This is a genomic window from Acidovorax sp. Root267, from assembly GCF_001429215.1.
GTDB classification, from domain to species: domain Bacteria; phylum Pseudomonadota; class Gammaproteobacteria; order Burkholderiales; family Burkholderiaceae_C; genus Acidovorax; species Acidovorax radicis.
This window is the reverse complement of the sequence record NZ_LMJC01000029.1, coordinates 461,104-487,923: the sequence shown is the minus strand read 5'-3', so window position 1 is coordinate 487,923 and position 26,820 is coordinate 461,104. Positions and strand designations below refer to the sequence as shown.

At 65.6% G+C, this 26,820-nt stretch carries 19 protein-coding genes; 15 read left to right on the top strand and 4 right to left on the bottom strand.

Annotated elements, in window-relative coordinates; all coding sequences use genetic code 11:
• Positions 1-48: 48 nt before the first annotated feature.
• The 3 genes from ASE39_RS18565 to purU all read right to left on the bottom strand — a co-directional run bounded on the left by ASE39_RS18565 (position 49) and on the right by purU (position 4,038).
• Complete coding sequence (locus ASE39_RS18565) at positions 49-2,094, bottom strand: ATP-dependent helicase (protein ID WP_242421488.1); 2,046 nt, start codon at positions 2,092-2,094, stop codon at positions 49-51.
• A 176-nt stretch (positions 2,095-2,270) separates the two neighbouring features.
• A complete protein-coding gene (locus ASE39_RS18560; protein ID WP_010463019.1) occupies positions 2,271-3,176 on the bottom strand; it encodes a LysR substrate-binding domain-containing protein in 906 nt (301 codons plus the stop codon).
• Positions 3,177-3,189: 13 nt separating this feature from the next.
• Positions 3,190-4,038, bottom strand: a complete 849-nt coding sequence (gene purU, locus ASE39_RS18555) for a formyltetrahydrofolate deformylase (protein WP_057272085.1) — start codon at positions 4,036-4,038, stop codon at positions 3,190-3,192.
• 87 nt (positions 4,039-4,125) lie between these two features.
• Here purU and ASE39_RS18550 point away from each other — a divergent pair, with 87 nt between their 5' ends.
• Complete coding sequence (locus tag ASE39_RS18550) at positions 4,126-6,438, top strand: bifunctional diguanylate cyclase/phosphodiesterase (RefSeq protein ID WP_057272084.1); 2,313 nt, start codon at positions 4,126-4,128, stop codon at positions 6,436-6,438.
• Between the two features lie 6 nt (positions 6,439-6,444).
• Here ASE39_RS18550 and ASE39_RS18545 read toward each other — a convergent pair whose 3' ends face one another.
• Positions 6,445-7,323 (bottom strand): ChaN family lipoprotein, encoded by an 879-nt coding sequence (locus tag ASE39_RS18545; RefSeq protein ID WP_057272083.1) that lies wholly within the window; start codon positions 7,321-7,323, stop codon positions 6,445-6,447.
• Positions 7,324-7,396: 73 nt separating this feature from the next.
• Between ASE39_RS18545 and ASE39_RS18540 the strand changes: the two genes are divergently transcribed.
• The 14 genes from ASE39_RS18540 (at position 7,397) to ASE39_RS18475 (ending at position 26,815) form a co-directional block, all read left to right on the top strand.
• Positions 7,397-9,385, top strand: a complete 1,989-nt coding sequence (locus ASE39_RS18540) for a type IV pili methyl-accepting chemotaxis transducer N-terminal domain-containing protein (RefSeq protein ID WP_057272082.1) — start codon at positions 7,397-7,399, stop codon at positions 9,383-9,385.
• A complete protein-coding gene (locus tag ASE39_RS18535) occupies positions 9,382-10,161 on the top strand; it encodes a response regulator (RefSeq protein WP_241777085.1) in 780 nt (259 codons plus the stop codon). Before ASE39_RS18540 ends, ASE39_RS18535 begins: the two co-directional genes overlap by 4 nt.
• A gap of 387 nt (positions 10,162-10,548) precedes the next feature.
• A complete protein-coding gene (locus tag ASE39_RS18530; protein WP_057229561.1) occupies positions 10,549-11,841 on the top strand; it encodes a nitrate/nitrite transporter in 1,293 nt (430 codons plus the stop codon).
• 20 nt (positions 11,842-11,861) lie between these two features.
• Positions 11,862-13,271 carry a NarK family nitrate/nitrite MFS transporter gene (locus ASE39_RS18525; RefSeq protein ID WP_010463005.1) on the top strand — a complete coding sequence of 470 codons (1,410 nt, stop codon included), beginning with the start codon at positions 11,862-11,864 and terminating at the stop codon, positions 13,269-13,271.
• Positions 13,272-13,305: 34 nt separating this feature from the next.
• The gene (locus ASE39_RS18520; protein WP_057272081.1) at positions 13,306-17,109 is read left to right on the top strand and encodes a nitrate reductase subunit alpha; all 3,804 of its coding nucleotides are present in this window, start codon (positions 13,306-13,308) and stop codon (positions 17,107-17,109) included.
• Positions 17,110-17,132: 23 nt separating this feature from the next.
• Positions 17,133-18,656: a nitrate reductase subunit beta gene (gene narH / locus ASE39_RS18515; protein ID WP_010463003.1), complete on the top strand. Its 1,524-nt coding sequence runs from the start codon at positions 17,133-17,135 to the stop codon at positions 18,654-18,656.
• Positions 18,657-18,677: 21 nt separating this feature from the next.
• Positions 18,678-19,379, top strand: a complete 702-nt coding sequence (gene narJ, locus ASE39_RS18510; protein ID WP_057272080.1) for a nitrate reductase molybdenum cofactor assembly chaperone — start codon at positions 18,678-18,680, stop codon at positions 19,377-19,379.
• A complete protein-coding gene (gene narI, locus ASE39_RS18505) occupies positions 19,376-20,116 on the top strand; it encodes a respiratory nitrate reductase subunit gamma (protein ID WP_057272079.1) in 741 nt (246 codons plus the stop codon). The genes narJ and narI overlap by 4 nt, the downstream gene beginning before the upstream one ends.
• A 157-nt stretch (positions 20,117-20,273) precedes the next feature.
• Positions 20,274-21,080, top strand: coding sequence for a peptidylprolyl isomerase (locus ASE39_RS18500; protein ID WP_057272078.1), 807 nt, complete (start codon positions 20,274-20,276; stop codon positions 21,078-21,080).
• 27 nt (positions 21,081-21,107) lie between these two features.
• Positions 21,108-21,788, top strand: a complete 681-nt coding sequence (locus ASE39_RS18495) for a carbonic anhydrase (protein WP_057229552.1) — start codon at positions 21,108-21,110, stop codon at positions 21,786-21,788.
• Positions 21,789-21,884: 96 nt separating this feature from the next.
• Positions 21,885-24,329 carry an adenosylcobalamin-dependent ribonucleoside-diphosphate reductase gene (locus ASE39_RS18490; protein ID WP_057272077.1) on the top strand — a complete coding sequence of 815 codons (2,445 nt, stop codon included), beginning with the start codon at positions 21,885-21,887 and terminating at the stop codon, positions 24,327-24,329.
• Positions 24,326-25,657, top strand: coding sequence for an NnrS family protein (locus ASE39_RS18485; RefSeq protein ID WP_242421487.1), 1,332 nt, complete (start codon positions 24,326-24,328; stop codon positions 25,655-25,657). Before ASE39_RS18490 ends, ASE39_RS18485 begins: the two co-directional genes overlap by 4 nt.
• Positions 25,658-25,681: 24 nt before the next feature.
• Positions 25,682-26,353, top strand: coding sequence for a nitroreductase (locus ASE39_RS18480; RefSeq protein WP_010462996.1), 672 nt, complete (start codon positions 25,682-25,684; stop codon positions 26,351-26,353).
• A gap of 48 nt (positions 26,354-26,401) precedes the next feature.
• Entirely contained in the window at positions 26,402-26,815 is a 414-nt protein-coding gene (locus ASE39_RS18475) for a hypothetical protein (protein ID WP_010462995.1), read from the top strand.
• Positions 26,816-26,820: the final 5 nt, after the last annotated feature.

Sequence of the window (26,820 nt, the reverse complement as noted above, 5' to 3'; positions counted from 1 at the left end):
AAGGCCAATTGACTCGAAATTTTGTTGTGAGCAGAGCCCGCAGCCCCCTCAAACAGGCCCGGGGCTGACCGGGCGTTGGCTGCCTTCCAGAAGCCACAGGCGTTTGCTGGCCCGCGTCATGGCGACATAGAGCATGTTGCGCTCCCGATAAGCCTCTTGTCGGGCGGCACTGCGCGGAAAGCGCCCGCGCTCGACCAGGGGTACGGCCACATAGTCGTATTCATGCCCTTTGCAGCGCTCCACCGTCAGCAGTTGCAGGCTCGATGCTTCCTGCTGCGTGTGCTGCTGGATGCTGGCCTGCACCATGAGCGCCAGCCGGCCCAGGAATTCGTCCACCGACAACCCGGCGCAGATGCGGGCCAGTGCGCGGAGGCTGTCTGTGCAATAGCGCAGCTCGTCCGGGCTGATGGGCGCCTGCGTAAAGAGCTGAAGCACCAGTGGGTGCCCGCACAGTTGCCCGGCGTCCGCACAGGCCTCGGGGGGCAAGGCCAGCAATTGTTCGCACAGGGGCGAAGCCACGGGGGCCTGGGGGTTGAAGCTGGCGCGCACCAGAAATCGGCGCATCAGGTCCCGCTTGCCGATGAGTTCTGCGGCCACGACGCGGGTGTCCACTTCGGCGGGGGAGTCTTCCACCAGCGCTTGTATGTCGAAAGCGCCATTGGCCAGCACATCCTGGTCGGGCTGGCTGCCGCGCTGCACGTAGCGCAGCAGGCCGTCCATCGCGCTGCTCAGAATGCCCTGCGTGAGCCGTACCCCGTCGCCGCAGCCCTGCATGGCCCCCATGATGGCGAGCACCAGCGCGATCTCGCGGCGCTGGTAGAAGCGTTTCATGCCTTTGCAGGCGTAGTGCACGCCTTCATGGGCAAACATCCATTCGAGCAGGATCGAGTCTTCCGGCGACCGCAGCACCACGTTCAGGCACGGTGCCGTGGGGCTGCCGGGCAAATGGGTCGAATGGGACGACTGCGACGGTGGGGGCGGCTGGTGCAGCACGGCGTCGTGGATCGCCAGCAGTTGCCGGGCGCAATCCTCGTCGTCGGTGTAGCTGCGCCGCTCAAACGCGGCAGGCTTGGTGGGGTAGTGCGCCGAAAACTTCACGCCGAACAAGGGGTTGAGCCCCTGGCAGATGGCGTTGCCGAAACGGTAGGTGGTGTTGAGGGCGACGACCTGCGTGTCTGCGGGCAGCTCTTGCCGGATGCGGGCCAGGCTGTCGCCAAAGACGGAGAACGCGCCGGGCAGGATGTGCTGGTTGAAGTCTCCCGCGCCGACAAAAAGACCGTTGCCGCCCTGCACCAGCGTCCGCAGCACCATCATGGCGGCCTCGTCCAGGTCCTGCAGCTCATCGAACAACACCGCATCAAAGCGCCCCTGCAGCGGCGCAAAGGCCTCGCCAAAATCCAGTTCGCCGAGCTGTGTGGCGATTTCATAGGTGCAGTCGCCGGGTGCGTAAAACTGCGGCTCGTTGTTCAGCCCCCTGCGCAGGCGCTCGTACTTGACCAAGAGCTGGTAGAGCCCGTAGTCGAGCTGGTGCTCGCGGCAGTAGGGCCCGGCGCCCAGTTCCGACTGGTCGATGGCGCGCAGCAGCAGCCGCTGCTTGGCCTGGGCTTCAAAGTCGATGAAGGCCTGCACGTCCAGATCGCGCGAGCGGAAGTCGCCGACTTCGGGCGAGCCATCCAGCGCGTCGTCCTGCAGCAGCGCGGCGTGGGCCTGGCGCACGAGCAGGCTCTTGTGCAGGGGCTCGGCCACGCGCACCAGGGGGTCGCCCTGTTCCTTGAGCACGGTGGCGCACAGCTGCTCCACGGTCATGATCTGCACCTGGCGGGGAATGGTGGGAACGAACTTTTCAAGCCGCTGCGCAATGGCCGCCAGCCCGGCCTCCGAATACGCGAGCATCAGGATGCGGCTCGCCCCCTGGGTGCGGATCAGGTCCGCAGCCTTGATGGCCAGGGTGGTGGTCTTGCCCGTGCCGGCCAGCGCGTTGACCAGCACCGCGCGCGCCGTGGCATTGAGCACCGCGTTCTGCTCCAGCGTGGGGTATCTCTTCTTGAAGTGGGCGTCTTGCGGCACGGCGTGGTGAGGGGGTGAAGGGGTCAAGAGACAGGCGAGATGTGAAAGGCGCGTGCCCGGTGGCTGCGGCAGGCGGGCTGTGGGAATCTGGAGTCCTGAGCGCCACGGGTGAAGGCTAGATACTTCAGGAATGCTATTGAATTTATAGCTTCTTGCGCTTTATGGGCAAGCGCTAGCGGCCAAAATCACCAGTAAATGGGTGTTCAGGCCATGGTCTTGCGCAGCCACTCGGCAAACGCCGCGCACTCCCAGCGGTCCATGGTGCCGGTGCGCCAGCACAGGTAGTGCGCGTGCGGGCTGGCGGTGTCGGTGGCAAACAGGCGCACCAGCGTGCCGTTCTCCAGCCAGGGTGCGCCGAGCTTGAGGCGCACCAGCGCCACGCCCATACCGGCGGCGGCGCCGTCGCACATCAGGCCGATGTCGTTGAACTGCGAGCCCTCGCTGGGCTCGGCCCAGTCCAGGCCCGTGGCGGCAAACCAGGTGCGCCAGGGCTCCAGCGGGCTGCGCAGCAGGGCCACACCTTCGAGATCTTCCGGCCGGTCGAACGGGCCGTGTTCGCGCACGAAAGCGGGCGAGGCCAGGGGGGTGACTACGTCACGGGCCAGCTCCACATGCTCCACGTCGGCATAGTGGCCGGGGCCAAAGCGCACCATCAGGTCGGCATCCTCGGCCACCACGTCCAGGAGCGGGATGGACACCTGCAGGGCCAGGTCGATCTCGGGGTAGGCCTCGGTGAACTGGCGCAGGCGCGGGATCAGGATGGTGCGCGCAAACGTGGGCGTGACGGCCAGCTTGAGCCGCCGCCGCCCCGGCGCCGATGCCGCACCCGGAAACCGTTGCAGCGCGCCCAGCCCTTCGCGCACGTGGGCCAGGTAGGCGCTGCCCTCGGTGGTCAGCGAAAAATCGGCGCGGCCAAACAGCCGCACGCCCAGGATCTGTTCGAGCTGCTTGACGCGGTGGCTCACCGCGCTGGGCGTCACGCACAGCTCCTCGGCGGTCTGCGTCACGCTGCGCAGGCGGGCCAGGGCTTCAAACGTCAGCAGGCACTGGATCGGCGGAATGCGCCGCGCCGCGCTGCTGAGGAAGGAGGACGGTGCTGCCGTGGCCATGGGGCAGAACGGACTAGCGGAAGATGACGGTCTTGTGGCCGTTGAGCAGCACGCGGTGCTCGCTGTGCCACTTCACGGCGCGGGCCAGCACCTGGCTTTCGGTGTCGCGGCCGCGGGCCGTGAGGTCTTCCACCGTGTCTGTATGGTCGGCGCGGGCCACGTCCTGCTCGATGATCGGGCCTTCGTCCAGGTCGGCCGTCACGTAGTGGGCCGTGGCGCCGATGAGCTTCACGCCCCGGTCATGGGCCTGGTAGTACGGCTTGGCGCCCTTGAAGCTGGGCAGGAAGCTGTGGTGGATGTTGATGGCCCGTCCGGCCAACTTTTGACATAGGTCAAGCGAAAGCACCTGCATGTAGCGGGCCAGCACTACCAGTTCGGCACCTTCGGCCTCGATAATCTCGAACTGCTTTGCCTCGGCCTGGGCTTTGGTGGCAGCGGTGACCGGGATGTGGTGAAACGGCACGTTGTAGCTGGCCGCCAGTTGGTAGAAGTCGCGGTGGTTGCTGATGATGGCGCGGATGTCGATGGGCAGCAGGCCACTCTTCCAGCGGAACAGCAGGTCGTTCAGGCAGTGGCCTTCCTTGCTGACCATGAGCACGGTTTTCATGGGCGCAGCTGTTGCGTGCAGACGCCAGTGCATGTTGTAGGGCTCTGCAAACGTGGCCAGGCGGGCCTTGAGCGTGGCGTGGTCGTGCTGATCGCAGGCAAACTGAACGCGCATGAAGAACAGGCCAGTATCGTGGTCGTTGTACTGCGCGGCTTCTTCGATGTTGCCGCTGTGCTCCAGCAGAAAGCCCGAGACGGCATGCACCAGCCCCAGGCGGTCGGGGCAAGACAGGGTAAGGATGTAGGCGTTTGTCATAGCTGCCCAATTGTCGCAGCATGGCTGGGGCTGTGTGGACGACCCCTTCGAGGTCGAACCTTCGGTCTACGGGAATGGGGGAAATCGATGGTCAATCCGGGCGAGGCCCCGCGTTTTGCCCCCTGGCGGGGGATGCTGCTGTACCTGGTGCTCGGGGTGGCCTGGGTGTTTGCGGGCGACGCGCTGCTGGCGCACTGGGTGACCGACCCCGCACAGCTCACGCATTGGCAGACGTGGAAGGGCTGGGGCTATGTGCTGCTGACCAGCGTGCTCGCCTGGTGGATGCTGCGGCGCATGCGCCGTGCCGAAAAGGTGCGCTGGGCCGTGGCGCGGGAGCTGTCGCAGGTGGTGCGCCATGCGCCGGCCGGGTTTGCGCGGGTAGCACCGGACGGGCGCTTCCTGTGGGCCAACGCACGCTTGTGTGACCTGCTGGGCGCATCCCTGGCGCGGGTGTGCACCCTGAACTTTCGTGACGTGATGCTGGCGGTCGACCGCGACTGGGCGGCGGCACAGCTGTCGCGCCTGCTGGCGGGCGAGATCGACCACTACGTGGGCGAGCGTGACTGCCTGCGGCCGGGCGATGGCCGCAAGGTGGCGGTGCTGTGCACCGTGACGCTGGTGCCCGAGTCGGACGCCGAGCCCGCCCACCTGGTCTGCGTGGTGCAGGACCTGGACGAGATCAAGGCCGCACGCGCCGCGCTGAAGCACAGCGAGGCCCGCCAGCGCCTGGCCGCCACGGTGGTGGACAACACCATCGAGGGCGTGGTGGTGACCGACGCGCAAAGCCGCATCCTGTCGGCCAACGCCGCGGTGACGCGCCTGCTGGGCTACACCGAGGACGAGCTGCTGGGCCAGACGCCGCGTGTCTTCAAGTCGGGCCGGCACGACAAGGCGTTTTACGAGGCCATGTGGGGCACGCTGCGCCAGACGGGCCACTGGCAGGGCGAGATCTGGAACCGCCGCAAGAACGGGGAGATTTTTCCGGAGCACATGTCCCTGTCGGCCGTGCGCGACCCTGCGGGCCAGATCACGCACTACGTGTGCATGTTCACGGACATCTCCGAAGAAAAAGTGCAGCAGCAGCGGCTGGAGTTCCTGGCCCACAACGATGCGCTCACGGGGCTGTCCAACCGCGCCTGGTTCGGGCACCAGCTGGAGCAGGCCGTGCAGTCGGCGCGCGCCAGTGGCGAGCACCTTGCGGTGCTGCTGCTCAACCTCGACCGTTTCAAGGATGTGAACGACAGCTACGGCCATGCCACGGGCGACGAGGTGCTCAAGCACATTGCGCGGCAGGTGCAGTCGGCCCTGCGGCCGGGTGACGTGATGGGGCGGCTGGCCGGGGACGAGCTGGCCGTGGTGGCGCGCCACCTGCGCCATTCCGACGGCGCTGCTGCCGTGGCGCGGCACCTGATCACGGCCGTGGCCGAGCCCTGGCGTTCGCCCGACGGTTTCGAGGTGGTGGCGGGGGTGAGCGTGGGCATCTGCATGTTTCCTGAACATGCGGGCACCACCGAGCTGCTGCTGCAGGGCGCCCACGCGGCCGTGTACGGCGCCAAGGCGCGGGGCCGGGGCGCGTGGTGCTTCTTCCATGAGGCCATGACCCAGGCCGCGCGTGAGCGGCTGGCACTGGAGTCGCGCCTGCGCCTGGCACTGGCGCAGGGCCACCTGCAGATGTACTACCAGCCGCAGGTGGACATTGCCACAGGCCGCATCCAGGGCGCCGAGGCGCTGGTGCGCTGGAACGACCCCCACGAGGGCCTGATCTCGCCCGCGCGCTTCATCCCGGTGGCCGAAACCTCGGGCGTGATCGGCCCGCTGGGCGAATGGGTGCTGCGCGAGGTCTGCCGCCAGGGCCAGCAGTGGCGCCTGGCGGGCCTGCCGGACCTCACACTGGCGGTGAATGTGTCGCCGCGCCAGTTCCACCTGACGGACCTGGCGGGTTGCGCGTCGGGCGCACTGGCCGATTCGGGCTTCCCGCCCGAGCTGCTGGAGCTGGAGATCACCGAAACCGCGCTCGCCGAGCGCACCGAGGAGGCGCGCCAGGTGCTGATGCGCCTGCGCGCCCTGGGCTTGCGCATTGCGGTGGATGACTTTGGCACGGGGTACTCGTCGCTGGCGCAGCTCAAGCGGTTTCCGATCGACGTGCTCAAGATCGACCAGGGCTTCATCCGCGACATTCCGCAAAGCGAGGACGACATGGCCATCAGTGCCGCCATCATCGCCATGGGGCACAGCATGGGGCTGTCGGTGCTGGCCGAAGGGGTGGAGACCGACGGCCAGCTGGCCTTCCTGCGCGAGCGGGGCTGTGATTCGTACCAGGGCTACCTGTGCAGCCGTCCCGTGCCCGCCGATGACTTCGCGGCGCTGCTGCGGGCGCAGCCGCTGCCAGCCGTCCCATAGATAACGTCAAGGCGCTGAGGACGTCGGGCGCCATTTTGCGCGCAGCTCTGCACAGGCATCGCGCGGGGGCAGGGCGGGGGTGTTGATCACCGTATCTGCACCATTTTTGATAGCTGTTGGCGCTTGTCCTGCTTGCGTAAAGACCACTTTTGATACCATATTTTCAGGCCAGTGGGTGGGCACGCCCAGGCCACGCAGCACATGGCCGCCCCCGGCCACCAGCAGCACCGTCTGCCCGGGGCGCAATGCCTGCTGGGCGGTGCGCGCCATGCTCGCGTCGCGGGCGATCTGGATACGGGCCATGGGCACGATTTGCGATTCGGGCAGCAGGCCGCAGTGGCCGTCGCGCAGCGCCTGGTACTGCAACGCCAGTGCGGGGGCCGGCAGGTGCTGGTCCCAGGCGGTTTCGCCCATCGCGGCGCGCATCTGGGCGCGGGGCAGGTTGCCACCCAGCACCGGCACACCTGCGGCCACGGCCGCCATGACCACGGGGCCATAGGCCTTCCATGGCCAGGCGGCATCGTTCCACTGCAATGCGGCCTGGGCCTGGGCTTCGGTGGCGTCGCGCGCCAGCGCCCGGGTGTGGTGCCCGCTCTCGGCCATTTCCAGGACCACGGCGGCAAGCTGGCCCCTGGCCGCCAGCCACAGCACGGCTTCGCGCTGCAGGCGCTGGTGGTCGGGCGCATCGTGCTGCTCGCCGAGCAGCAGCACATCGGCGGGAAGCAGGGCCTGCAGGCGGTCGGGCCATGGGGGGGCAGGCTGGGTGGCGGTCAGGGTGGCGGTCAGGGTGCCAGGGGGCGGGGCTCCCGCGCAGCCCGCCAGCGCCGCCAGGGCGCCGCCGAGTGCCAGCCAGGTCCGCAGGGGGAAGCGTGTGGGTCGTTGCATGGCGCCATGCTACGCGGGCCAGCCTTGACCTAGGTCAAGAGTCGGCGCAAGCTCGGTGCCTACACTGCCCTGCATGCGCACCAAGCCCACACTGACCACCAAACTGCTGGCCATGGGCGCGGGCTTTTTGCTGGTGGCGCTGGCCTCGATCAGCCTCACGCTGTGGGTGACCTGGAAGCTCGAAGGCGGGGCTGCCGCCGTCAACGAGGCCGGGCGCCTGCGCATGAACATGCTGCGCATGGTGCTGGTGCTGCAGACCGAACCGGCCGAGGCGGTGCAGGAGCGCGCCCGCCTGTTCGACGCGAGCCTGGATCTGCTGCGCACGGGTGATCCGTCGCGCCCGCTGTTCGTGCCCTGGAGCGACGAGACCCGCACGCGTTTTGAGGCCATTCGCACCCAATGGGCGCAGGCGCGCAGCGGCTGGGTGGCCACGCTGCCGCCCGACCGCGCGCAGACACTGGCGCAGGCCGATGCGTTTGTGCAGCAGGTGGATGGGTTTGTCGATGCCATCGAAATCCAGATCGCAGGCTGGACGGCGGCCTTGCACCTGTTCCAGCTGTTCATGATGGCGCTGGCCATCGTGGCCGCCGTGACCTTCATGGCCGTGAGCTATCTGCTGGTCATCAACCCGGTGGCGCGCCTGCAGCAGGCCCAGGCCAGGCTGCGCCAGGGCGAACTGGGCACGCGCCTGCCGGTCGATACCGATGACGAGTTTGGCCAGCTGTCGGCGGGCTTCAATCTCATGGCGCACGCGTTGCAGGCATCGCACGACGATCTGGAGCACAAGGTGCGCGAAAAGACGGCCAGCATCGCCGTGCAGAACCAGCGCCTGGCCGCACTGTACGAGGTGAGTGCGCTGGCCTCCACCGCCAGCAGCCTGGAGCTTCTGGCCCAGGGCTTCGTGCAGCAGATCCGCCGTGTGGCCGGGGCCGATGCGGCCGCCGTGCGCTGGTCCAACGAGGCCAACGAACGTTATGTGCTGCTGGCCGCAGACGGCCTGCCGCGCTCCATGGCCGAGGGCGAGCACTGCCTGCACACCGGCAGTTGCCTGTGCGGCCAGCCCCAGGCCCAGGCGCGCACGCGGGTCATCCCCATCACGCCGTCCACCCACGTCGCGCTGCCCCACTGCCGCGAAGCGGGTTTTGAAACCATGGTGACCATCCCCGTGCAGATGCAGCAACGCCTGCTGGGCGAGGTGGACCTGTTCTTCCGATCACCCGTCGAGCTGACCGACGAGCTGCGCGACCTGCTCGAAGCCATGACGCGCCACCTGGCCAGCGCCATGGAAGGCCTGCGCGCAAACGCCCTGGAGCGCGAAGCCGCCGTGGCCGAAGAGCGGAGCATGCTGGCGCGCGAGCTGCACGACTCCATCGCCCAGTCGCTGGCCTTCCTCAAGATCCAGACCCAGCTGCTGCGCGATGCCGTGGCGCGTGGCGACGAGGCCAAGCGCGACCGCAGCATCGGCGAGCTGGATGTGGGCGTGCGCGAGTGCTATTCCGACGTGCGCGAGCTGCTGGTGCACTTTCGCACCCGCACCAGCGAGGAAGACATTGAATCCGCCCTGCGGGCCACGCTGTCCAAGTTCGAGCACCAGACCGGCATGGCCACCACGCTCGGCATGGTGGGCCATGGCCTGCCGCTGGCGCCAGACCTGCAGATTCAGGTGCTGCACATGGTGCAGGAAGCACTGTCGAACGTGCGCAAGCATTCGGGCGCCACGCGGGTGGACCTGCTGGTGCACCGGCATCCGCGCTGGCGCTTTGAGGTGCAGGACAACGGAAAGGGCTTTGACGTGGCCACGGTGCCGCCCGATTCGCTGCATGTGGGCCTGGGCATCATGCGCGAGCGGGCCCACCGCGTGGGTGCCGTCCTGCAGGTCGAATCCACCCCGGGCCAGGGCACGCGCGTGTGCATCGAACTGCCCACGGTGACTTCCGCCACCACCCTGCCAGCCCAGCCTGCGCCGTGTCCTGCTGCGGAGCACATCGACCAAGGCGCCGCTTTTGGCGGCGAATTCCCCCCCGCCTTGGCCGACGGCCGGGTGGCAACACTCACTCCATGACGACCTCCACCATCCCTTTCGCAACACCTGCTAGTGTGGCCCCCCACGTCCCGGCGCCACCGCCGGTGACGCTGCTGGTGGTGGACGACCATACGCTGTTCCGCCGGGGACTGATCGCGTTGCTGGGGCAGGACGCGGGCCTGCAGGTGGTGGGCGAGGCGGGTGACGCTGCCGAGGCGCTGCGCCTGGCGCCCCAGCTGCAGCCCCAGGTGATCCTGCTGGACAACCACCTGCCCGGCGTGATGGGCGTGGACGCCATCCGGGGCCTGCGCGAGGTGTCGCCTGCGTCGCGCGTGCTCATGCTCACCGTGAGCGAAGACGGGCAGGACCTGGCCGCCGCGCTGCGCAATGGCGCGCAGGGCTATTTGCTCAAGACCATTGACGGCGACCTGCTGGCCCAGGCCATCCGCCGCGCGGCCCGTGGCGAACCGGTGGTGAGCCCCGAACTCATGGGCAAGCTGGTCTCAGCGTTCCAGTCGCAAGGTGTTGCCGAGGCGGCAGCGCTCATTGCGCCCAATATGTCTGCCGCGCCCGCAGCGCCTGCCGCGCCCGCGCAGCCGCCCGAGGCCGTCCATGGCGCAGCGCCCCTGTCGCCGCGCGAGGAAGACGTGCTGCGCGAGATCGCGCGGGGTGCCAGCAACAAGGAAATCGCGCGCACGCTCGACATCGCCGAGACCACCGTCAAGATCCATGTGCAGCACATCCTGCGCAAGCTGGGCCTGAGTTCGCGCGTGCAGGCTGCGGTCTACGCCTCAGACCGCCAGCGCGCGGAGTAGCCGAATAGCGGATTCGCTGCGCGCACGGCCGTGCGGTCGCCTGTGCGTGGGTTTGCTATATTTTCAATAGCTATTTGCGCTTTCCTATCAAGCGCTGGCGGCATTTTTTGCTGAATTTTTTCGGTGCGGAGCCCGTCGCCGCTGCAGCGTTGCGCCCGCGGGCCTTGGTGCTCCGTCCCTCCCCTGTATTTCCTCTCTCGAACCGGCCCGCCGCTGCGCGCGCCTGCCTGGTCATCCATCCATAGTTCTTTCGGACGATGGGCCGGTGCGGTGGCGTAGGCCCGGACTAGTCCTTCTGCCGCGCCCCAGGTGTCCTTGCGAAGGATAGGCAGTGCGTGCCCAAAGCGGGACGATACCGCCATACGCAAAGAGAAGAGGAACCGCGCAATGGCACACACCATTTTGCCCCCGGGCGACAGCCCACAGCGCACCCGCCAGGCCTGGTCGGTGCTCATCGTCAGCACCTTCGCATTCACCGTCTGCTTCATGGTCTGGATGATGTTCGGCGTCATCGGCATTCCCATCAAGAAGATGCTCAACCTGAACTCCACGCAGTTCGGGCTGCTCATGTCCATGCCCGTGCTCACGGGCTCGCTGGTGCGGGTGCCGCTCGGCATCTGGACCGACCGCTTCGGTGGCCGCATCGTGATGACTGCGGTGATGGCCACCACCGTGCCTGCCATCTGGATGATGGGCTACGCCACCGAATACTGGCACTTTCTCACCATCGGCCTGTTTGTGGGCCTGGCAGGTGGCTCGTTTTCGGTGGGTACGCCCTATGTGGCGCGCTGGTTTCCGAAGCACCGCCAGGGCACGGCCATGGGGGTGTATGGCGCGGGCAATTCGGGCGCAGCCGTGAACAAGTTCGTGGCTCCGGTGCTGCTGGTGGCCTTTGGCTGGACCATGGTGCCGCAGGTGTATGCGGCCATCATGCTGGGCACCGTGGTGCTGTTCTGGCTCTTCAGCTACAGCGACCCGGCCCACCTGGTGCCCAGCAGCGTCAAGTTCACCGACCAGCTCAAGGCGCTCAAGGACCCCAAGGTGCTCAAGTACTGCCAGTACTACAGCATCGTGTTCGGCGGCTACGTCGCGCTGTCGCTGTGGATGGTGCAGTACTACGTGGGCGAGTTTGGTCTCGACATCCGCGTGGCGGCTTTGCTGGCGGCCTGCTTCTCGCTGCCGGGCGGTGTGCTGCGCGCCATCGGCGGCATGCTGAGCGACAAGTACGGCGCCCACAGTGTGACCTGGTGGGTGATGTGGGTGAGCTGGATCTGCCTGTTCCTGCTGAGCTACCCACAGACCGATTTCACCATCCTCACCGTCAACGGCCCCAAGACCTTCCACCTGGGTCTCAACGTCTACGCGTTCACCGGCCTGATGTTCCTGCTGGGCATTTCGTGGGCCTTCGGCAAGGCCAGTGTCTTCAAGTACATCAGCGATGACTATCCCAAGAACATCGGTGCCATCAGCGGCATCGTGGGCCTGGCCGGTGGCCTCGGCGGCTTCATCCTGCCCATCCTGTTTGGTGCGCTCATGGACCTCACCGGCATCCGCTCCAGCGCCTTCATGTTGATGTATGGCGTGGTGTGGGTCTCGCTCATCTGGATGTACTTCACCGAAGTGCGCAATACCCGTCTCATGGGCTCGCAGGGCGCTGTCGCACAGCCTGCCACCCGCTGATTTTTCAAGGAAACCTCACCATGTCTGCCACCACCAACAGCGGGCGCCAGGGGCGCCTGCTCACCCTCTGGACCCCGGAGGACAAGTCCTTCTGGGAGCGCGAAGGCGAAGCCGTCGCCAAGCTCAACCTGTGGATCTCGGTGCCCGCGCTGTTCCTGGCCTTTGCCATCTGGCAGGTCTGGAGCGTGGTCGCAGTGAGCCTGCCAGGCCTGGGCTTCAAGTATTCGACCAACCAGCTGTTCTGGCTGGCGGCAGCGCCCGCGCTCTCGGGCGCCACGCTGCGCATCTTCTACTCGTTCATGGTGCCGCTCGTGGGTGGGCGCCGCTGGACGGCGATCTCCACCGCTTCGCTGCTGATCCCTGCGATTGGCATCGGCTTTGCGGTGCAGGACAACACCACCGCGTACCCCACCATGCTCATCCTGGCGCTGCTGTGCGGCCTGGGCGGCGGCAACTTCAGCTCCAGCATGGCCAACATCAGCTTCTTCTTTCCGAAGGAGCGCAAGGGCTCGGCGCTGGGCGTGAACGCGGGCCTGGGCAACCTGGGCGTGTCGGTGGTGCAGTTCCTGAGCCCGCTGGTGGTCACGGCCGGCATCTTCGGCATCTTTGGCGGCGAAGGCCAGACCATTGTGAAGAACGGCCAGACCGTGCAGGTGTGGACGCAGAACGCCGCCTTCATCTGGGTGCCATGGATTGCGCTGACGGCGCTGGCCGCCTGGTTCGGCATGAACGACATTGCCGACGCGCGCGCCTCGTTCGCCGCCCAGGCCGCCATCTTCAAGCGCAAGCACAACTGGCTGATGTGCGTGCTGTACCTCGGCACCTTCGGCTCCTTCATCGGCTATGCCGCAGGATTCCCGCTCCTCATCAAGAGCCAGTTCCCTGGCGTGAACCCCCTGGCCTACGCCTGGCTGGGCCCACTGGTGGGTGCGGTGATCCGCCCGTTTGGCGGCTGGATGGCCGACAAGCTTGGCGGTGCGCGCGTCACGCTGTGGAACTTCATCGTCATGGCCATGGCGGTGGTGGGTGTCACGTTCTTCCTGCCCTCGGCGGGTAACGAAGGCCAGTTTGCAGGCTTCTTTGTGTGCTTCCTGGTGCTGTTCCTCACCACCGGCATCGGCAACGGCTCCACCTTCCGCATGATCCCCGTGATTTTCCTGACCGAAGCCATGCGGGGTGTGGACCCCCGCAACACCGCCGCCGTGGCCCAGGCCAACAAGGAAGGCAACACGCTGGGCGCTGCCACGCTGGGCTTCACCGCCGCCATGGCCGCCTATGGCGGGTTCTTCATCCCCAAAAGCTATGGCAGCTCGATTGCCCTGACTGGCAGCCCCCATGCGGCGCTGTGGACATTTTTCGCTTTCTATCTCGTTTGCATCGTGATCACCTGGTGGTACTACGCACGCAAGCATGCCGAGATGCCTTGCTGATCACCCCTGGACAGAACAGAAAAAGGAGCCCCCGATGAGCCATTTCCTCGATCGCCTTTCGTACTTCTCGCAGCCCCGCGAGACCTTTGCCCAAGGCCACGGCGAAACCAACGGTGAAGACCGCACCTGGGAAGACGCCTACCGCGACCGCTGGGCGCACGACAAGATCGTGCGCAGCACGCACGGCGTGAACTGCACGGGCAGTTGCAGCTGGAAGATCTACGTCAAGGGCGGCATCGTCACCTGGGAAACCCAGCAGACCGACTACCCCCGCACCCGGCCCGACCTGCCCAACCACGAGCCCCGTGGCTGCGCGCGCGGCGCCAGCTACAGCTGGTACCTGTACAGCGCCAACCGCGTGAAGTACCCCATGGTGCGTGGCCGCCTGCTCAAGCATTGGCGCGCTGCCATTGCCCTCGCCAAGAGCCCGGTGGACGCCTGGGCCAGCATCGTCGAGAACGATGCCTCCAAACGCGAATGGCAAAAGCAACGGGGCCTGGGCGGCTTCGTGCGCAGCACCTGGGAAGAAGTGAACCAGATGATCGCTGCGGCCAACGTGTACACCATCAAGAAGCACGGGCCGGACCGCATCATCGGCTTCTCGCCCATCCCTGCGATGTCGATGATTTCGTACGCCGCGGGCAGCCGCTATCTCAGCCTGATTGGTGGCGTGTGCATGAGCTTTTACGACTGGTACTGCGACCTGCCCCCGAGCAGTCCGCAAGTTTGGGGTGAGCAGACCGACGTGCCCGAGTCGGCCGACTGGTACAACAGCTCGTACATCATTGCCTGGGGTTCCAACGTGCCCCAGACGCGCACGCCCGATGCGCACTTTTTGACCGAGGTGCGCTACAAGGGCACCAAGGTCGTGTCCATCACGCCCGACTATTCCGAAGTCGCCAAGCTGGGCGATTTGTGGATGCACCCCAAGCAGGGGACGGACGCCGCCGTGGCCATGGCCATGGGCCATGTGATCCTGAACGAGTTCTACTTCAAGGACGGCGGCAAGGGCCGCAGCGCGTACTTTGACGACTACGCGCGCCGCTACACCGACCTGCCGCTCCTGGTGGTGCTCAAGGAAAAGAAGCTGCCCGATGGCCGCACGGTGATGGTGCCCGACCGCTATGTGCGCGCCAGCGACTTTCCGAACAAGCTCGACCAGTCGAACAACCCCGACTGGAAGACCGTGGGCTACGACGAACTGGGCCAGGTCACGCTGCCCAATGGTTCCATCGGATTTCGCTGGGGGGCGGACGGCCGCCCCGACCAGGGTCTGTGGAACCTGGAGAACAAAGAAGCACGCACCGGCAACACCGTCAAGCTCAAGCTCTCGGTGATTGAAGACGGCGAGCAGGCGCACGATGTGGCTGATGTGGGCTTCCCGTACTTTGGTGGTGTAGCCACGCCCAACTTCACGGCCAATGAACAAGGCGGTGACGTGATGGTGCGCCGCGTACCCGTCACCCACCTGGAACTGGAAGGCTACGAAGCCCAGGGCCGCGTGATGGTGGCCACCGTGTTCGACCTGTTGGCCGGCAGCTATGGCATCGACCGCGGCCTGCCGGGCGAAGAACCAGGTGGCAGCTACGACGCTGACCGCCCCTTCACGCCCGCATGGCAAGAAAAAATTACCGGTGTGCCGCGCGAGCAGATCATCACCGTAGCCCGCCAGTTCGCCGACAACGCGCACAAGACCCATGGCAAGTCCATGGTGATCATCGGCGCGGCGATGAACCACTGGTACCACAGTGACATGAACTACCGCGGCATCATCAACATGCTGATGCTGTGCGGCTGTATCGGCCAGAGCGGCGGCGGCTGGGCGCACTATGTGGGCCAGGAAAAGCTGCGCCCACAGACGGGCTGGACGGCGCTGGCCTTTGCGCTGGACTGGATCCGTCCACCGCGCCAGATGAACAGCACGAGCTTCTTCTATGCCCACACCGACCAGTGGCGCTATGAAAAGCTGGGCATGGAAGAGATTCTGTCGCCCCTGGCCGACCAGCGCGCCTACCACGGCGCACAGATCGACTACAACGTGCGTGCCGAGCGCATGGGCTGGCTGCCATCGGCCCCCCAGCTCAAGACCAACCCGATGCAGGTGGCCAAGGATGCCGCTGCCAAGGGCATGGATGCCAAGGACTACGTGGTGCAGTCGCTCAAGGACGGCAGCCTCACGATGAGCTGCGAAGACCCGGACCACCCTGCCAACTGGCCGCGCAACATGTTCGTGTGGCGCTCCAACATCCTGGGCTCGTCGGGCAAGGGGCACGAATACTTCCTCAAGCACCTGCTGGGCACCACCCACGGCGTGCAGGGCAAAGACTTGGGCAAGGACGAAGCCAAGCCCGAGGAAGTGCAGTGGCACGCCAATGCGCCCGAGGGCAAGCTGGACCTGCTGGTCACGCTCGACTTCCGCATGAGCACCACCTGCCTGTACTCCGACATCGTGTTGCCCACGGCCACCTGGTATGAGAAGAACGATCTCAACACCAGTGACATGCACCCCTTCATCCATCCGCTGTCCACGGCGGTGGACCCTGCCTGGCAGGCCAAGAGCGACTGGGAGATCTACAAGGGTTTCGCCAAGGCCGTGAGCGAGGTCAGCGTGGGCCACCTTGGCGTCGAGAAGGACGTGGTGCTCACGCCCATCATGCACGACACCCCCGGTGAAATGGCCCAGCCATATGGCGTGCGCGACTGGAAGAAGGGCGAGTGTGAACTCATCCCCGGCAAGACCGCGCCGCAGGTCACCGTGGTCGAGCGCGACTACCCCAACCTCTACAAGCGCTTCACGGCCCTGGGCCCGCTGATGGACAAGGCGGGCAACGGCGGCAAAGGCATTGGCTGGAACACGCAGACCGAAGTGGGCCAGCTCGGTGACCTGAACGGCCGCGTGAAGGAAGAGGGCGTGACGCAGGGCATGCCCCGCATCGTCACCGACATCGATGCCACCGAAGTGGTGATGATGCTGGCGCCTGAGACCAACGGCCACGTGGCCTGCAAGGCCTGGGAGGCTCTGGGCAAGCAGACCGGGCGCGACCACGTGCACCTGGCGCTGCACCGCGAGGACGAAAAGATCCGCTTCCGCGACATCCAGGCGCAGCCACGCAAGATCATCAGCTCACCCACCTGGTCGGGCCTGGAAAGCGAAAAGGTCAGCTACAACGCCGGCTACACCAACGTGCACGAGTACATCCCATGGCGCACCCTCACGGGCCGCCAGCAGTTCTACCAGGACCACCCGTGGATGCGTGACTTTGGTGAAGGCTTCGTGAGCTACCGCCCACCCGTGCACTTGAAGACGCTGGAAGAGGTCGAAGGCAAGAAGCCCAATGGCAACCGCGAGATCGCGCTCAATTTCATCACGCCGCACCAGAAGTGGGGCATCCACAGCACGTACAGCGACAACCTGATGATGCTCACGCTCAACCGGGGTGGCTCGGTGGTGTGGCTGAGCGAGGACGACGCGAAGAGCGCCGGCATCGTGGACAACGACTGGGTCGAACTCTTCAACGCCAACGGCGCGATTGCAGCCCGCGCGGTGGTGAGCCAGCGTGTGAACCCCGGCATGGTGATGATGTACCACTCGCAAGAGAAGATCATCAACACCCCTGGTTCCGAGATCACCGGCACGCGCGGCGGCATCCACAACTCGGTCACGCGCATTGTGCTCAAGCCCACCCACATGATTGGCGGCTATGCGCAGTTGAGCTACGGCTTCAACTACTACGGAACCATTGGTACCAACCGCGACGAGTTCGTGCTGGTGCGCAAGATGGACCGCGTGGACTGGCTCGACGACGAGCCCGTGTCCAGCACGGCAGCCCACGCCTGAAGCCGAAGACAAGGAGAAACACGATGAAAATTCGCGCACAAATCGGCATGGTGCTGAACCTGGACAAGTGCATTGGTTGCCACACCTGCTCGGTCACCTGCAAGAACGTCTGGACTAGTCGCCCGGGCGTGGAATACGCCTGGTTCAACAACGTCGAGACCAAGCCCGGCATCGGCTACCCCAAGGAATGGGAAAACCAGGACAAGTGGAACGGCGGCTGGGTGCGCAACCCGGACGGCTCCATCGCCCCCCGCCAGGGCGGCAAGTGGAAGCTGCTCATGCGCATCTTCGCCAACCCCAACCTGCCGCAGATCGACGACTACTACGAGCCCTTCACGTTCGACTACGACCACCTGCAGTCCGCGCCTGAGAGCAAGGCCGCACCCACAGCCCGCCCGCGCAGCCTGATCACCGGCAAGCGCATGGAGAAGATCGAGTGGGGCCCGAACTGGGAAGAAATCCTGGGCGGCGAGTTCAGCAAGCGCAGCAAGGACAAGAACTTCGACGATGTGCAAAAGGACATCTACGGCCAGTTCGAGAACACCTTCATGATGTACCTGCCGCGCCTGTGCGAGCACTGCCTGAACCCGGCGTGTGTGGCATCGTGCCCCAGCGGCTCGATCTACAAGCGCGAGGAAGACGGCATCGTGCTGATCGACCAGGACAAGTGCCGCGGCTGGCGCATGTGCGTCAGCGGCTGCCCCTACAAGAAGATTTACTACAACTGGCAATCGGGCAAGGCCGAGAAGTGCATCTTCTGCTACCCCCGCATCGAAGCGGGCCAGCCGACCGTGTGCTCGGAAACCTGCGTGGGCCGTATCCGCTACCTGGGTGTGCTGCTGTACGACGCAGACCGCATCCAGGAAGCCGCCAGCGTGGAACGCGACCGCGACCTGTACCAGGCGCAGCTCGACATCTTCCTGGACCCGAACGACCCCGATGTGATCCGCCAGGCGCGCATCGACGGCATTCCGGACAGCTGGATGGACGCCGCCCGCAACAGCCCGGTCTACAAGATGGCCGTGCAGTGGAAGGTGGCCCTGCCGCTGCACCCCGAGTACCGCACGCTGCCCATGGTCTGGTATGTGCCTCCGCTCTCGCCCATCACGGCCGCAGCCAACGCGGGCCATGTGGGTGTGAATGGCGACATCCCGGATGTGTCGCAGCTGCGCATCCCCGTGCAGTACCTGGCGAACCTGCTGACCGCCGGCGACACCGGGCCTGTGGTACGGGCGCTGGAGCGCATGCTGGCCATGCGCACCTACCAGCGCGACAAGCATGTGGAGCAGCGCCAGAACCTGGGTGTGCTCAAGCAGGCGGGCCTGTCGATGGCCGAGGTCGAGGAGATGTACCACGTGATGGCGATTGCCAACTACGAGGACCGCTTTGTCATCCCATCGGCCCACCGCGAATATGCCGAAAACGCGTTCGACATTCGGGGTGGTTGCGGATTCTCGTTTGGCAACGGCTGTTCCGATGGCGCCACCGAGACCAGCATGTTCGGCGGCAAGAAGCCCCGCACGATCCCGATCAAAGCCACGGTCTGAAGCTCAGGCAAAGGAATCACCATGTTCAAAAAGAACCCGACCTCCGTGCGCCTGACCCTGCGCGCCCTGGGCTACCTGCTGAGCTACCCCGATGCGCAACTGCGCAGCGTGATGCCGCAGCTCATCGACGCCCTGCAGGCAGAGCAGGCCCTGACAGCCGATCGCATGAATGAACTGAAGGCTGTGTGCGAGCACCTGGCTGCACTCGACCCGCTCGAAGCCGAAGCCCGCTATGTGGACAACTTCGACCGGGGCCGTCAGACCTCGCTGCATCTGTTCGAGCATGTGCACGGCGACTCGCGCGACCGGGGCCCGGCGCTTATCGACCTGCTGCAGACCTACGACAAAGCAGGCCTGAAGTTCGAAGCCGACGAACTGCCCGACCACCTGCCGGTGGTGCTGGAGTTCGCCTCCACCCAGCCTGTGGAAGTGGCCAAGGAGTTCTTGGGCGAGATGGCCCACATCCTGAACGCGCTGTTCAGTGCGCTGGTGGCACGCAACAGCCCCTATGCCAGCGTGATTGCTGCGGTGCTCGAAGTGTCGGGCCAGCGCGTGCAGTCGGTAGCGCTGACCCCCGAGCCGCCGATGGACGAGGTCTGGGCCGAGCCCGAGGCGTTTGGCGGTTGCAGCACCCAGGGCCAGTCCAAGCCGGACCAGCCACAACCTCTGCATTTTGTTCGTACCCCCCGCGCCGAGCGGGCACCTGAAGGAGCAGCGCTATGACTCTCGATGCCTGGATCAACACCCTCCTGTTCGGTATCTATCCCTATGTGTGCCTCACGGTGTTTTTTGTCGGCAGCTGGATCCGGTTTGACCGGGACCAGTACACCTGGAAGAGCGACTCGTCGCAGATGCTGCGCACCGGCAGCCTGCGCTGGGGCAGCAACCTGTTCCATGTGGGCGTCATTTTCCTGTTCTTCGGGCACTTCGTGGGCATGCTCACGCCGCACGCCTGGTACGGGCCGTTCTTCACCGCAGGTACCAAGCAGATCGTGGCCATGACCATGGGCGGCATCGCGGGCCTGATGGCGCTCGTGGGCCTGACCTTGCTGCTGCACCGCCGCCTGTCGGATGACCGCCTGCGCGCAACCTCCAAGACGAGCGACATCCTTATCCTCGTGCTTTTGTGGCTGCAGCTGGTCCTCGGTCTGGCCACCATTCCACTGTCTGCGCAGCATCTGGACGGTTCGATGATGATGAAGCTGGCCGACTGGGGGCAGCGCGTGGTCACCTTCCGCTCCGGTGGTGTCGAACTGTTGGCCGATAGCGGCTGGGTGTTCAAGGCCCATATGCTGCTCGGTATGACGGTGTTCCTGGTGTTCCCCTTCACCCGCCTGGTGCATGTGTGGAGTGGCTTTGCCTCGCTGGCCTATGTGCTGCGCCCCTACCAGGTGGTGCGTGCGCGCCGCCTGAATCTGCCACCCGGCCACATGCAGTCGCAAGACCGCCGTGGCGTTTGAATTCATACCACCCAAGGAGCACACCATGAGCGGATGTGGAACCGGTAGCTGCGGTTGCGGCACCAGCGCAACCAGCCAGAGCGCCCCCCAAAGCACGCTTTCCCCCGAGCAAACGGCCGCCTACGAGGCGCTCTCCGCCACGGTAGGAGCGACTGCCATGGCAGATGCGCCCGCCATGGCAACCCCTCAGCCCATGGGGCAGGCCCCGGTGGCGCGCATCAACGGCGTGGCATTGAATTCAACGGCCGAGTGGCTGGATGATGAAGCCTTGCGCCAGCGTGCCTGCACCGAGCTGTTGCGGCAGGCAGCCCAGCAAGGCGGCTTGCTGGCACAGGACGATGTGCCGGGTGTTGAAGGGGCCATCAGCACCAAGGCCTCGAATGCCATCGAGCAACTGCTGGAGCGCGAGCTGCCCATCCCCGACCCATCGGAAGAAGCCTGCCGCCGCTACCACGATGCCCACCCTGCGGCACACGCCCATGGTGAGCGGGCCCAGCTGCGCCACGTGCTGTTTGCCGTGACGCCCGGCGTGGACGTCAAGCAGCTGCGCCTGCGTGCCGAAGCCATGCTGATTGACCTGCGCTGTGCGGACGACGGTGGCGCCAAGTTTGCCGAAGCGGCAGCGCAGTGGTCCAACTGCCCCAGCGGCCAGCAAGGCGGCGATCTGGGCTGGCTGACCCGCGCCGACTGTGCGCCTGAATTCGCCCGCGAGGTGTTTGGCAGCGCGGAGATCGGTGTGCTGGCACGCCTGGTGCACAGCCGGTTTGGCCTGCATGTGGTGGAGGTGGTGGCGCGCGACCCCGGGCAGCAGCCTTCGTTTGAAGAAGTGCGCCAGGCCATTGCGCTCACGTTGCGCCAGCAGGCCTGGGTGAATGCGCTGCGCCAGTACCTGCAATTGCTGGCGGGCGCTGCCGTGGTGGAAGGCGTGGCACTGGACGCGGCCGACTCACCGCTTGTACAGTAGTTGCACCACGCTTCAACCGATTGCCCCATGCCCGACGAGCTGCTTGATCGCCTGCGCCGTTTCCATAACGACGCCTTTCCCCAGTACCGCGAGCAGTTCCAGGCGCTGGTGGACGAAGGGCAGCACCCGACCACCCTGTTCATCGGCTGTTCCGACTCGCGCCTGGTGCCCTACCTGCTGACCGGTGCGGGCCCGGGGGAGCTTTTCCTGGTGCGCAACGTGGGTGCGTTCATCCCGCCGTATGACGGATCTCACGGCCACCATGGCACCACGGCGGCCATCGAGTTTGCGGTGCTCAACCTGCAGGTGCGCCGCATTGTGGTGTGCGGCCACAGTCACTGTGGGGCTATCAAGGCGATGTATGGTGAGGTTTCGCCCGAAGCGCCCAACCTGAACCGCTGGCTGGACCTGGGGCGAGAGGCCTTGTTGCCCATGCAGCCCGGACCTGAGGTGCTGCGCCGCACCGAGCAACGCGCCGTGGTGCTGCAGCTGGAGCGGCTCATGGAGTACCCCATGGTGCGGAGCCGTGTGCAGTCAGGGCAGATCAGCCTGCATGGCTGGCACTATGTGATCGAGGAAGGAGAAGTCCATGTGTTTGATGTCAAGACGGGCGGCTTTGTGCCGGCCTCGCGGGCGGACAACAGCGGCACTGGTCCCTACCACCCCTACGTGGAGCATGATGGGCAAGTTCTTCTGGACGAGCTTTGACCTTGTCCGGCATTCTCGCGGCATATCCGTGAGGAATGAGGCCCTCTTGATGGAACGCAAGACCTCACTGGCGTGAAACCCAAATCATCGGCCCCCATGAAACGCGAACCACAGCCCCCCCTCAAGCCCACCTCTTCATTGCAGCCCATCAGCCTGGATGTGTTGCGTGAGAAATACCTCAAACCCGGGGAAACCACCGCAGACGAGCTTTACCAGCGTGTGGCGCGGGCCCTGGCCTCGGTGGAGGCGCCGGAGCTGCGCGACAAATACGAAGTCCTGTTCCTCGCCAACCTGAAGGCGGGCGCCATCGGAGCGGGCCGGATCATGAGCGCGGCAGGCACCGACATCCAGGCCACGCTGATCAACTGTTTTGTACAGCCCGTGGGCGACTGCATCCAGGGGGTGGACGACGAGGGTTTTCCAGGCATCTACGAAGCCCTGCGCGAGGCTGCAGAAACCATGCGCCGTGGGGGCGGCGTGGGCTACGATTTCTCCCGCATCCGGCCCAAGGGCGCGCAAGTGAAGGCCACGGCCTCCATGGCGTCGGGGCCGTGCAGCTACATGAATGTGTTCGACCAGTCGTGCTCGACCGTGGAGAGCGCAGGTGCGCGCCGGGGGGCTCAGATGGGTGTGCTGCGCATTGACCATCCCGATGTGCACGAGTTCATCACCGCCAAGCGCACGCCGGGCCGCTGGAACAATTTCAACGTATCGGTGGGCGTGTCGGATGCGTTCATTCACGCCGTGCAGAACAACGCGCAGTGGGAGTTGGTGCACAAGGCGAAACCAGGTGCCGCTTTGCTGGCCCAGGGCGCCCGCCAGCGTACGGATGGCCTGTGGGTCTACGCCACCGTGCCCGCGCGCGAACTGTGGGACACGATCATGAAGTCGGCCTACGACTTCGCCGAGCCCGGCATCCTGTTCCTGGGCCGCATCAACGAAGACAACAACCTGCACTATTGCGAAGACATCGCGGCAACCAACCCTTGTGGCGAGCAGCCATTGCCGTCCTACGGGTGTTGTGACCTGGGCCCTATCATCTTGACCCGCTTTGTGCGCCACCCCTTCGGTTTCGGGGGCGTGGCTGCGTTTGATTTCGATGACTTCACCAAAGCCGTGGCGCTGCAGGTGCGAGCGCTGGACAACGTGCTCGATGTGACCTATTGGCCGCTGCCGCAGCAGCGCGACGAGGCCATGGCCAAGCGCCGCATTGGAGTGGGCTTTACCGGCATGGGCAACACGCTGGCCATGCTGTGCCTGCGCTACGACCTGCCCGAGGGCCGCACCATGGCGGCCCGCATTGCCGAGTGCATGCGCGATGCTGCCTATGCCGCGTCGGTGGACCTGGCGCGCGAGAAAGGGGTGTTCCCCAAGTTCCAGGCGGAGCCCTACCTGTCGGAGGGCACCTTTGCCAGCCGCCTGCCCGAATCGCTCCAGGCGGCCATCCGCCAGCACGGCATCCGCAACAGCCACCTGCTCTCCATCGCCCCTACGGGCACGGTGAGCCTGGCCTTTGCCGACAACGCCTCCAACGGCATCGAGCCGCCGTTTTCGTGGATGTACAAGCGCAAGAAGCGTGAATCCGACGGCACTACCTCGGAATACGCCGTCGAAGACCACGCCTGGCGGCTGTACCGCGAACTGGGCGGTGATGTGGAGGCCTTGCCGGACTATTTCGTCTCGGCCCTCGCCATGCCCGCCGAAGGCCACATCGCCATGATGGAAGCTGTGCAGCCCTTCGTGGACACGGCCATTTCAAAGACGGTGAACATCCCCGCCGACTATCCCTACGAAGGTTTCAAGGACCTGTACCTGCAGGCCTGGCGCGCCAAGCTCAAGGGCCTGGCCACCTACCGGCCCAATGCCATCCTGGGATCGGTGCTGGAGACCCATGCAGCGCCTGAACCCGCAGCCTTTGCCGCACCTGTAGTACCCCCCGCACCTCCGGTGGACCCCATGCGTACCGTGATCGAAAGCCGCCCGCAAGGCGGCCTCTCGGCGGTGGCCGAAAAGCTCGAATACTGGACGCAGGAAGGCCACAAGACGCTGTACCTTATCGTCTCGTTCTTGCCGGTCCCCACGGGGGTTGGCAATGGCACGGTGGACCGGGCCATCGAGTTCTTCATGCCTGTAGGTCAGAGCGGCGAGTCGCAGCAGTGGATCACGTCCAGCATGCGCATGTTGTCGCTGGCGGCGCGCGGCGGCTTCCTGGAGCGGGCGCTCTCCGACATGCGCAAAGTGGCCTGGGACCGTGGGCCCGTGCGCCTGGGCACCCACCGCAAGGACGACGGCACGCTGGTGCCCATGTGGCATGACTCCGAAGTGGCGGCCATGGCCTATGCCATCCAGAACATCCTGGCGCGCCGCGTGGCGGACCCGGTGCAACAGCAACTGCCGCTGGATGAACCCGCGCCCGCGCCTCTGGCGGTCCCGCAGGCCATGGCGGGCAAGAAGTGCAGCGAATGTGGCGCCCATGCAGTGATCCGCAAGGATGGTTGCGACTATTGCACGCAGTGTGGGCACCTGGGGGCCTGCGGGTGACGTCTCGTCCTGTCATCCCACTGCGTACCGCGTCGGGAAAACCTTCGCCCGAAGTGCTGGCGTCGTTGGACAGTCACTGGCGCTGGCGCTATCTGATGCTGGCGCCGCACCGGTTGGGGTTCTTCCTGGCCATGGTGGTGCTGGTGGCGTCGGGGGGGTGGTGGGCATTGGTGCAGGTGGCGCGGTCTACCGGTGGGTGGGGGCTCTATTACGCGGTGTCTCCCACGCTGGTGCACTCGACCGTGATGGCGTTCGGATTTATTCCACTGTTCTTTTCGGGCTTCTTGTTCACGGCAGGCCCCAAATGGCTTGGGGTGGAGCCTTTGCCCGTGCAGGCGCTTCGCACACCCCTGGTGGCGCAGGCGGTGGGGTGGTTGCTGTGGCTGGCAGGCGCGCACCTGTGGGTGGGTGTGGCGCTGGGCGGGCTGGCGGTGGCGGTGGTGGGCCTCGTCTGGATGACCGTGCAGTTCTGGGGGCGTGTGCGAAAAAGCCAGTCCGAGGACCAGTTGCATGCTCGCACCATCGCCTGGGCTTGCACGCTGGGCTGCGTCAGTCTTGCAGGGCTGTGGCTGAGTCTGGCGGTGGGGACCCATGCGCTCGCGCGTGTCTGGGTATTCACCGGTCTGTGGGGATTTGTTGTCGTGGTGTATGTGACGGTGGCGCATCGCATGATTCCGTTTTTCACCTCCAGCGCCATGCCCATGGTGAAGGCGTGGAGGCCTTTCTGGGTGCTGTGGTTGATGCTGGCAGCGGCCCTGCTGCAGGTGCTGGCTGCATGGTTGGAATGGGCCGGATTGCCTGCCGGTGCTGCAGGGACGGTTTGGGGGCTGGTATACGGCACGCTGCAATTGGCCGTGGGTGGCGTGCTGGTCTGGCTGGCCTGTGTCTGGGGCCTGGTGCAAAGCCTCAAGAACAGGCTGCTCGCGATGCTGCACATTGGTTTTCTATGGCTCGGCCTGGCTTTTCTTCTTGGCGGGCTGTCACCGTGGCTGGCCTGGGGCTTTGGCATGGGAGCGCTGGGCCTGGGAGCACTGCACGCGTTGACCATGGGCTGCCTGGCATCGCTGATGCTGGCCATGGTGACGCGAGTGTCCTGTGGACACAGTGGCCGTGCGCTGGTGGCAGACCGCACGGCATGGACGCTGTTCTGGATCCTGCAGGTGGCCACGGTACTGCGCATTGCCGCGGCGGTGCCGGGGGTATTTGGCGTTGCGTGGGTGTCGCTTTTGCCGCTGGCGGCATGCCTGTGGGCCGCCACCATGGGCGTGTGGGGTGTCCGGCTTGGCAGGTGGTACGGCTGCCTGCGGGCTGACGGTCGCCCGGGCTGACGGCGGCTCTTTCAAGGATCTGCGATGGCTGTCATTCCCTGGCCTTTGAAGCATGCACAACGGCGCATGCCCGCTGCGGCGACCACCTCAGACGACACTGCCGCGATGGCTGCTGCGCTGATCCAGTCGCGCCAGACCATCCTGCCCAAACGCTTGGCCGCCCCAGGGCCTAGAGGGGGGGAGCTGGCCCAGATTCTTGGCGCTGCGGCCCATGCCCCCGACCATGGCCAATTGACGCCCTGGCGTTTTGTGCTGGTGTCCGACGCGGCGCGGCCAGCGCTGGCAGACGTGTTTGCTCGGGCTCTTCGTGAGCGCGATCCAGCCGCCACACCAGAGCAGGCCGAGCAGGCCCGCGAAAAAGCCTACCGAGCCCCGGTGCTCATGCTGGTGGTGGTCGACGGCCAATGCGGGGACCCCGCCATCGACCTGTCCGAACGCCTGGTGTCAGCAGGCTGTGCCGTGCAGAACATGCTGCTGATGGCCACTGCGCAGGGCTATGGATCCGCCCTTACGAGTGGAAAAGCGCTCAAATCAGCTGGATTGCGCGGCTTGTTCCAGCTGGCAGCCTGGGAGCAGGCGCTGTGTTTTATCAGCATCGGTACCGTGCAATCGCGCAAGACCGTGCGGGCGCGGCCCGTTGCAGATAGTTATGTGAGCACGCTGGACGCGCAGCAGGGCGTGGTGCCTGGTTTCTGAGCAAGCCAGAAAGAACCCGACAGCATTTTTTATTTCATCAAGATTTTTATGAACATTTCCAGCTTCGACGATCTGTTGCAGGCAGCCCGCATGCAACCCGAACCTCAGCGTCTCTTGTTTGTGTTTGCTGCCGTTGAACTCCCCGACGACGCCACCCCCGCACAGCGCGCGCGCTTTGAAGCCGGGCAAGGCGGTGCCCTGGTGCCGCTGATGTGCGTGGACAAAACGCCGCAGGAACTGCCATCATTCGACGCACTGGTAGGAGAGGCGCGCCAGTTCACTGCCCCTGGCCACGACTGGGCCATGGTGTTTGCAGCCGCGATGTCGGGCACGCTCAACAAGGCGCCCACCAGCGCCGATGCCGAGGCGCCTTTGCAGCGCATGGTGGATGCGATCAAGGGCGGCGCACATGGTGCCTACATTCCCTTCGACCGCCAGGGCCAGCCCGTGCGTTTTGGGTGAGGCGA

Bases quoted from the DNA above. Each gene is read 5' to 3' on its own strand.
- ASE39_RS18560 (WP_010463019.1), bottom strand. From the start codon at position 3,176: ATGGCCACGGCAGCACCGTCCTCCTTCCTCAGCAGCGCGGCGCGGCGC.
- purU (WP_057272085.1), bottom strand. From the start codon at position 4,038: ATGACAAACGCCTACATCCTTACCCTGTCTTGCCCCGACCGCCTGGGG.
- ASE39_RS18550 (WP_057272084.1), top strand. From the start codon at position 4,126: ATGGTCAATCCGGGCGAGGCCCCGCGTTTTGCCCCCTGGCGGGGGATG.
- ASE39_RS18545 (WP_057272083.1), bottom strand. From the start codon at position 7,323: ATGCAACGACCCACACGCTTCCCCCTGCGGACCTGGCTGGCACTCGGC.
- ASE39_RS18540 (WP_057272082.1), top strand. From the start codon at position 7,397: ATGCGCACCAAGCCCACACTGACCACCAAACTGCTGGCCATGGGCGCG.
- ASE39_RS18535 (WP_241777085.1), top strand. From the start codon at position 9,382: ATGACGACCTCCACCATCCCTTTCGCAACACCTGCTAGTGTGGCCCCC.
- ASE39_RS18530 (WP_057229561.1), top strand. From the start codon at position 10,549: ATGGCACACACCATTTTGCCCCCGGGCGACAGCCCACAGCGCACCCGC.
- ASE39_RS18525 (WP_010463005.1), top strand. From the start codon at position 11,862: ATGTCTGCCACCACCAACAGCGGGCGCCAGGGGCGCCTGCTCACCCTC.
- ASE39_RS18520 (WP_057272081.1), top strand. From the start codon at position 13,306: ATGAGCCATTTCCTCGATCGCCTTTCGTACTTCTCGCAGCCCCGCGAG.
- narH (WP_010463003.1), top strand. From the start codon at position 17,133: ATGAAAATTCGCGCACAAATCGGCATGGTGCTGAACCTGGACAAGTGC.
- narJ (WP_057272080.1), top strand. From the start codon at position 18,678: ATGTTCAAAAAGAACCCGACCTCCGTGCGCCTGACCCTGCGCGCCCTG.
- narI (WP_057272079.1), top strand. From the start codon at position 19,376: ATGACTCTCGATGCCTGGATCAACACCCTCCTGTTCGGTATCTATCCC.
- ASE39_RS18500 (WP_057272078.1), top strand. From the start codon at position 20,274: ATGGCAGATGCGCCCGCCATGGCAACCCCTCAGCCCATGGGGCAGGCC.
- ASE39_RS18495 (WP_057229552.1), top strand. From the start codon at position 21,108: ATGCCCGACGAGCTGCTTGATCGCCTGCGCCGTTTCCATAACGACGCC.
- ASE39_RS18490 (WP_057272077.1), top strand. From the start codon at position 21,885: ATGAAACGCGAACCACAGCCCCCCCTCAAGCCCACCTCTTCATTGCAG.
- ASE39_RS18480 (WP_010462996.1), top strand. From the start codon at position 25,682: ATGGCTGTCATTCCCTGGCCTTTGAAGCATGCACAACGGCGCATGCCC.
- ASE39_RS18475 (WP_010462995.1), top strand. From the start codon at position 26,402: ATGAACATTTCCAGCTTCGACGATCTGTTGCAGGCAGCCCGCATGCAA.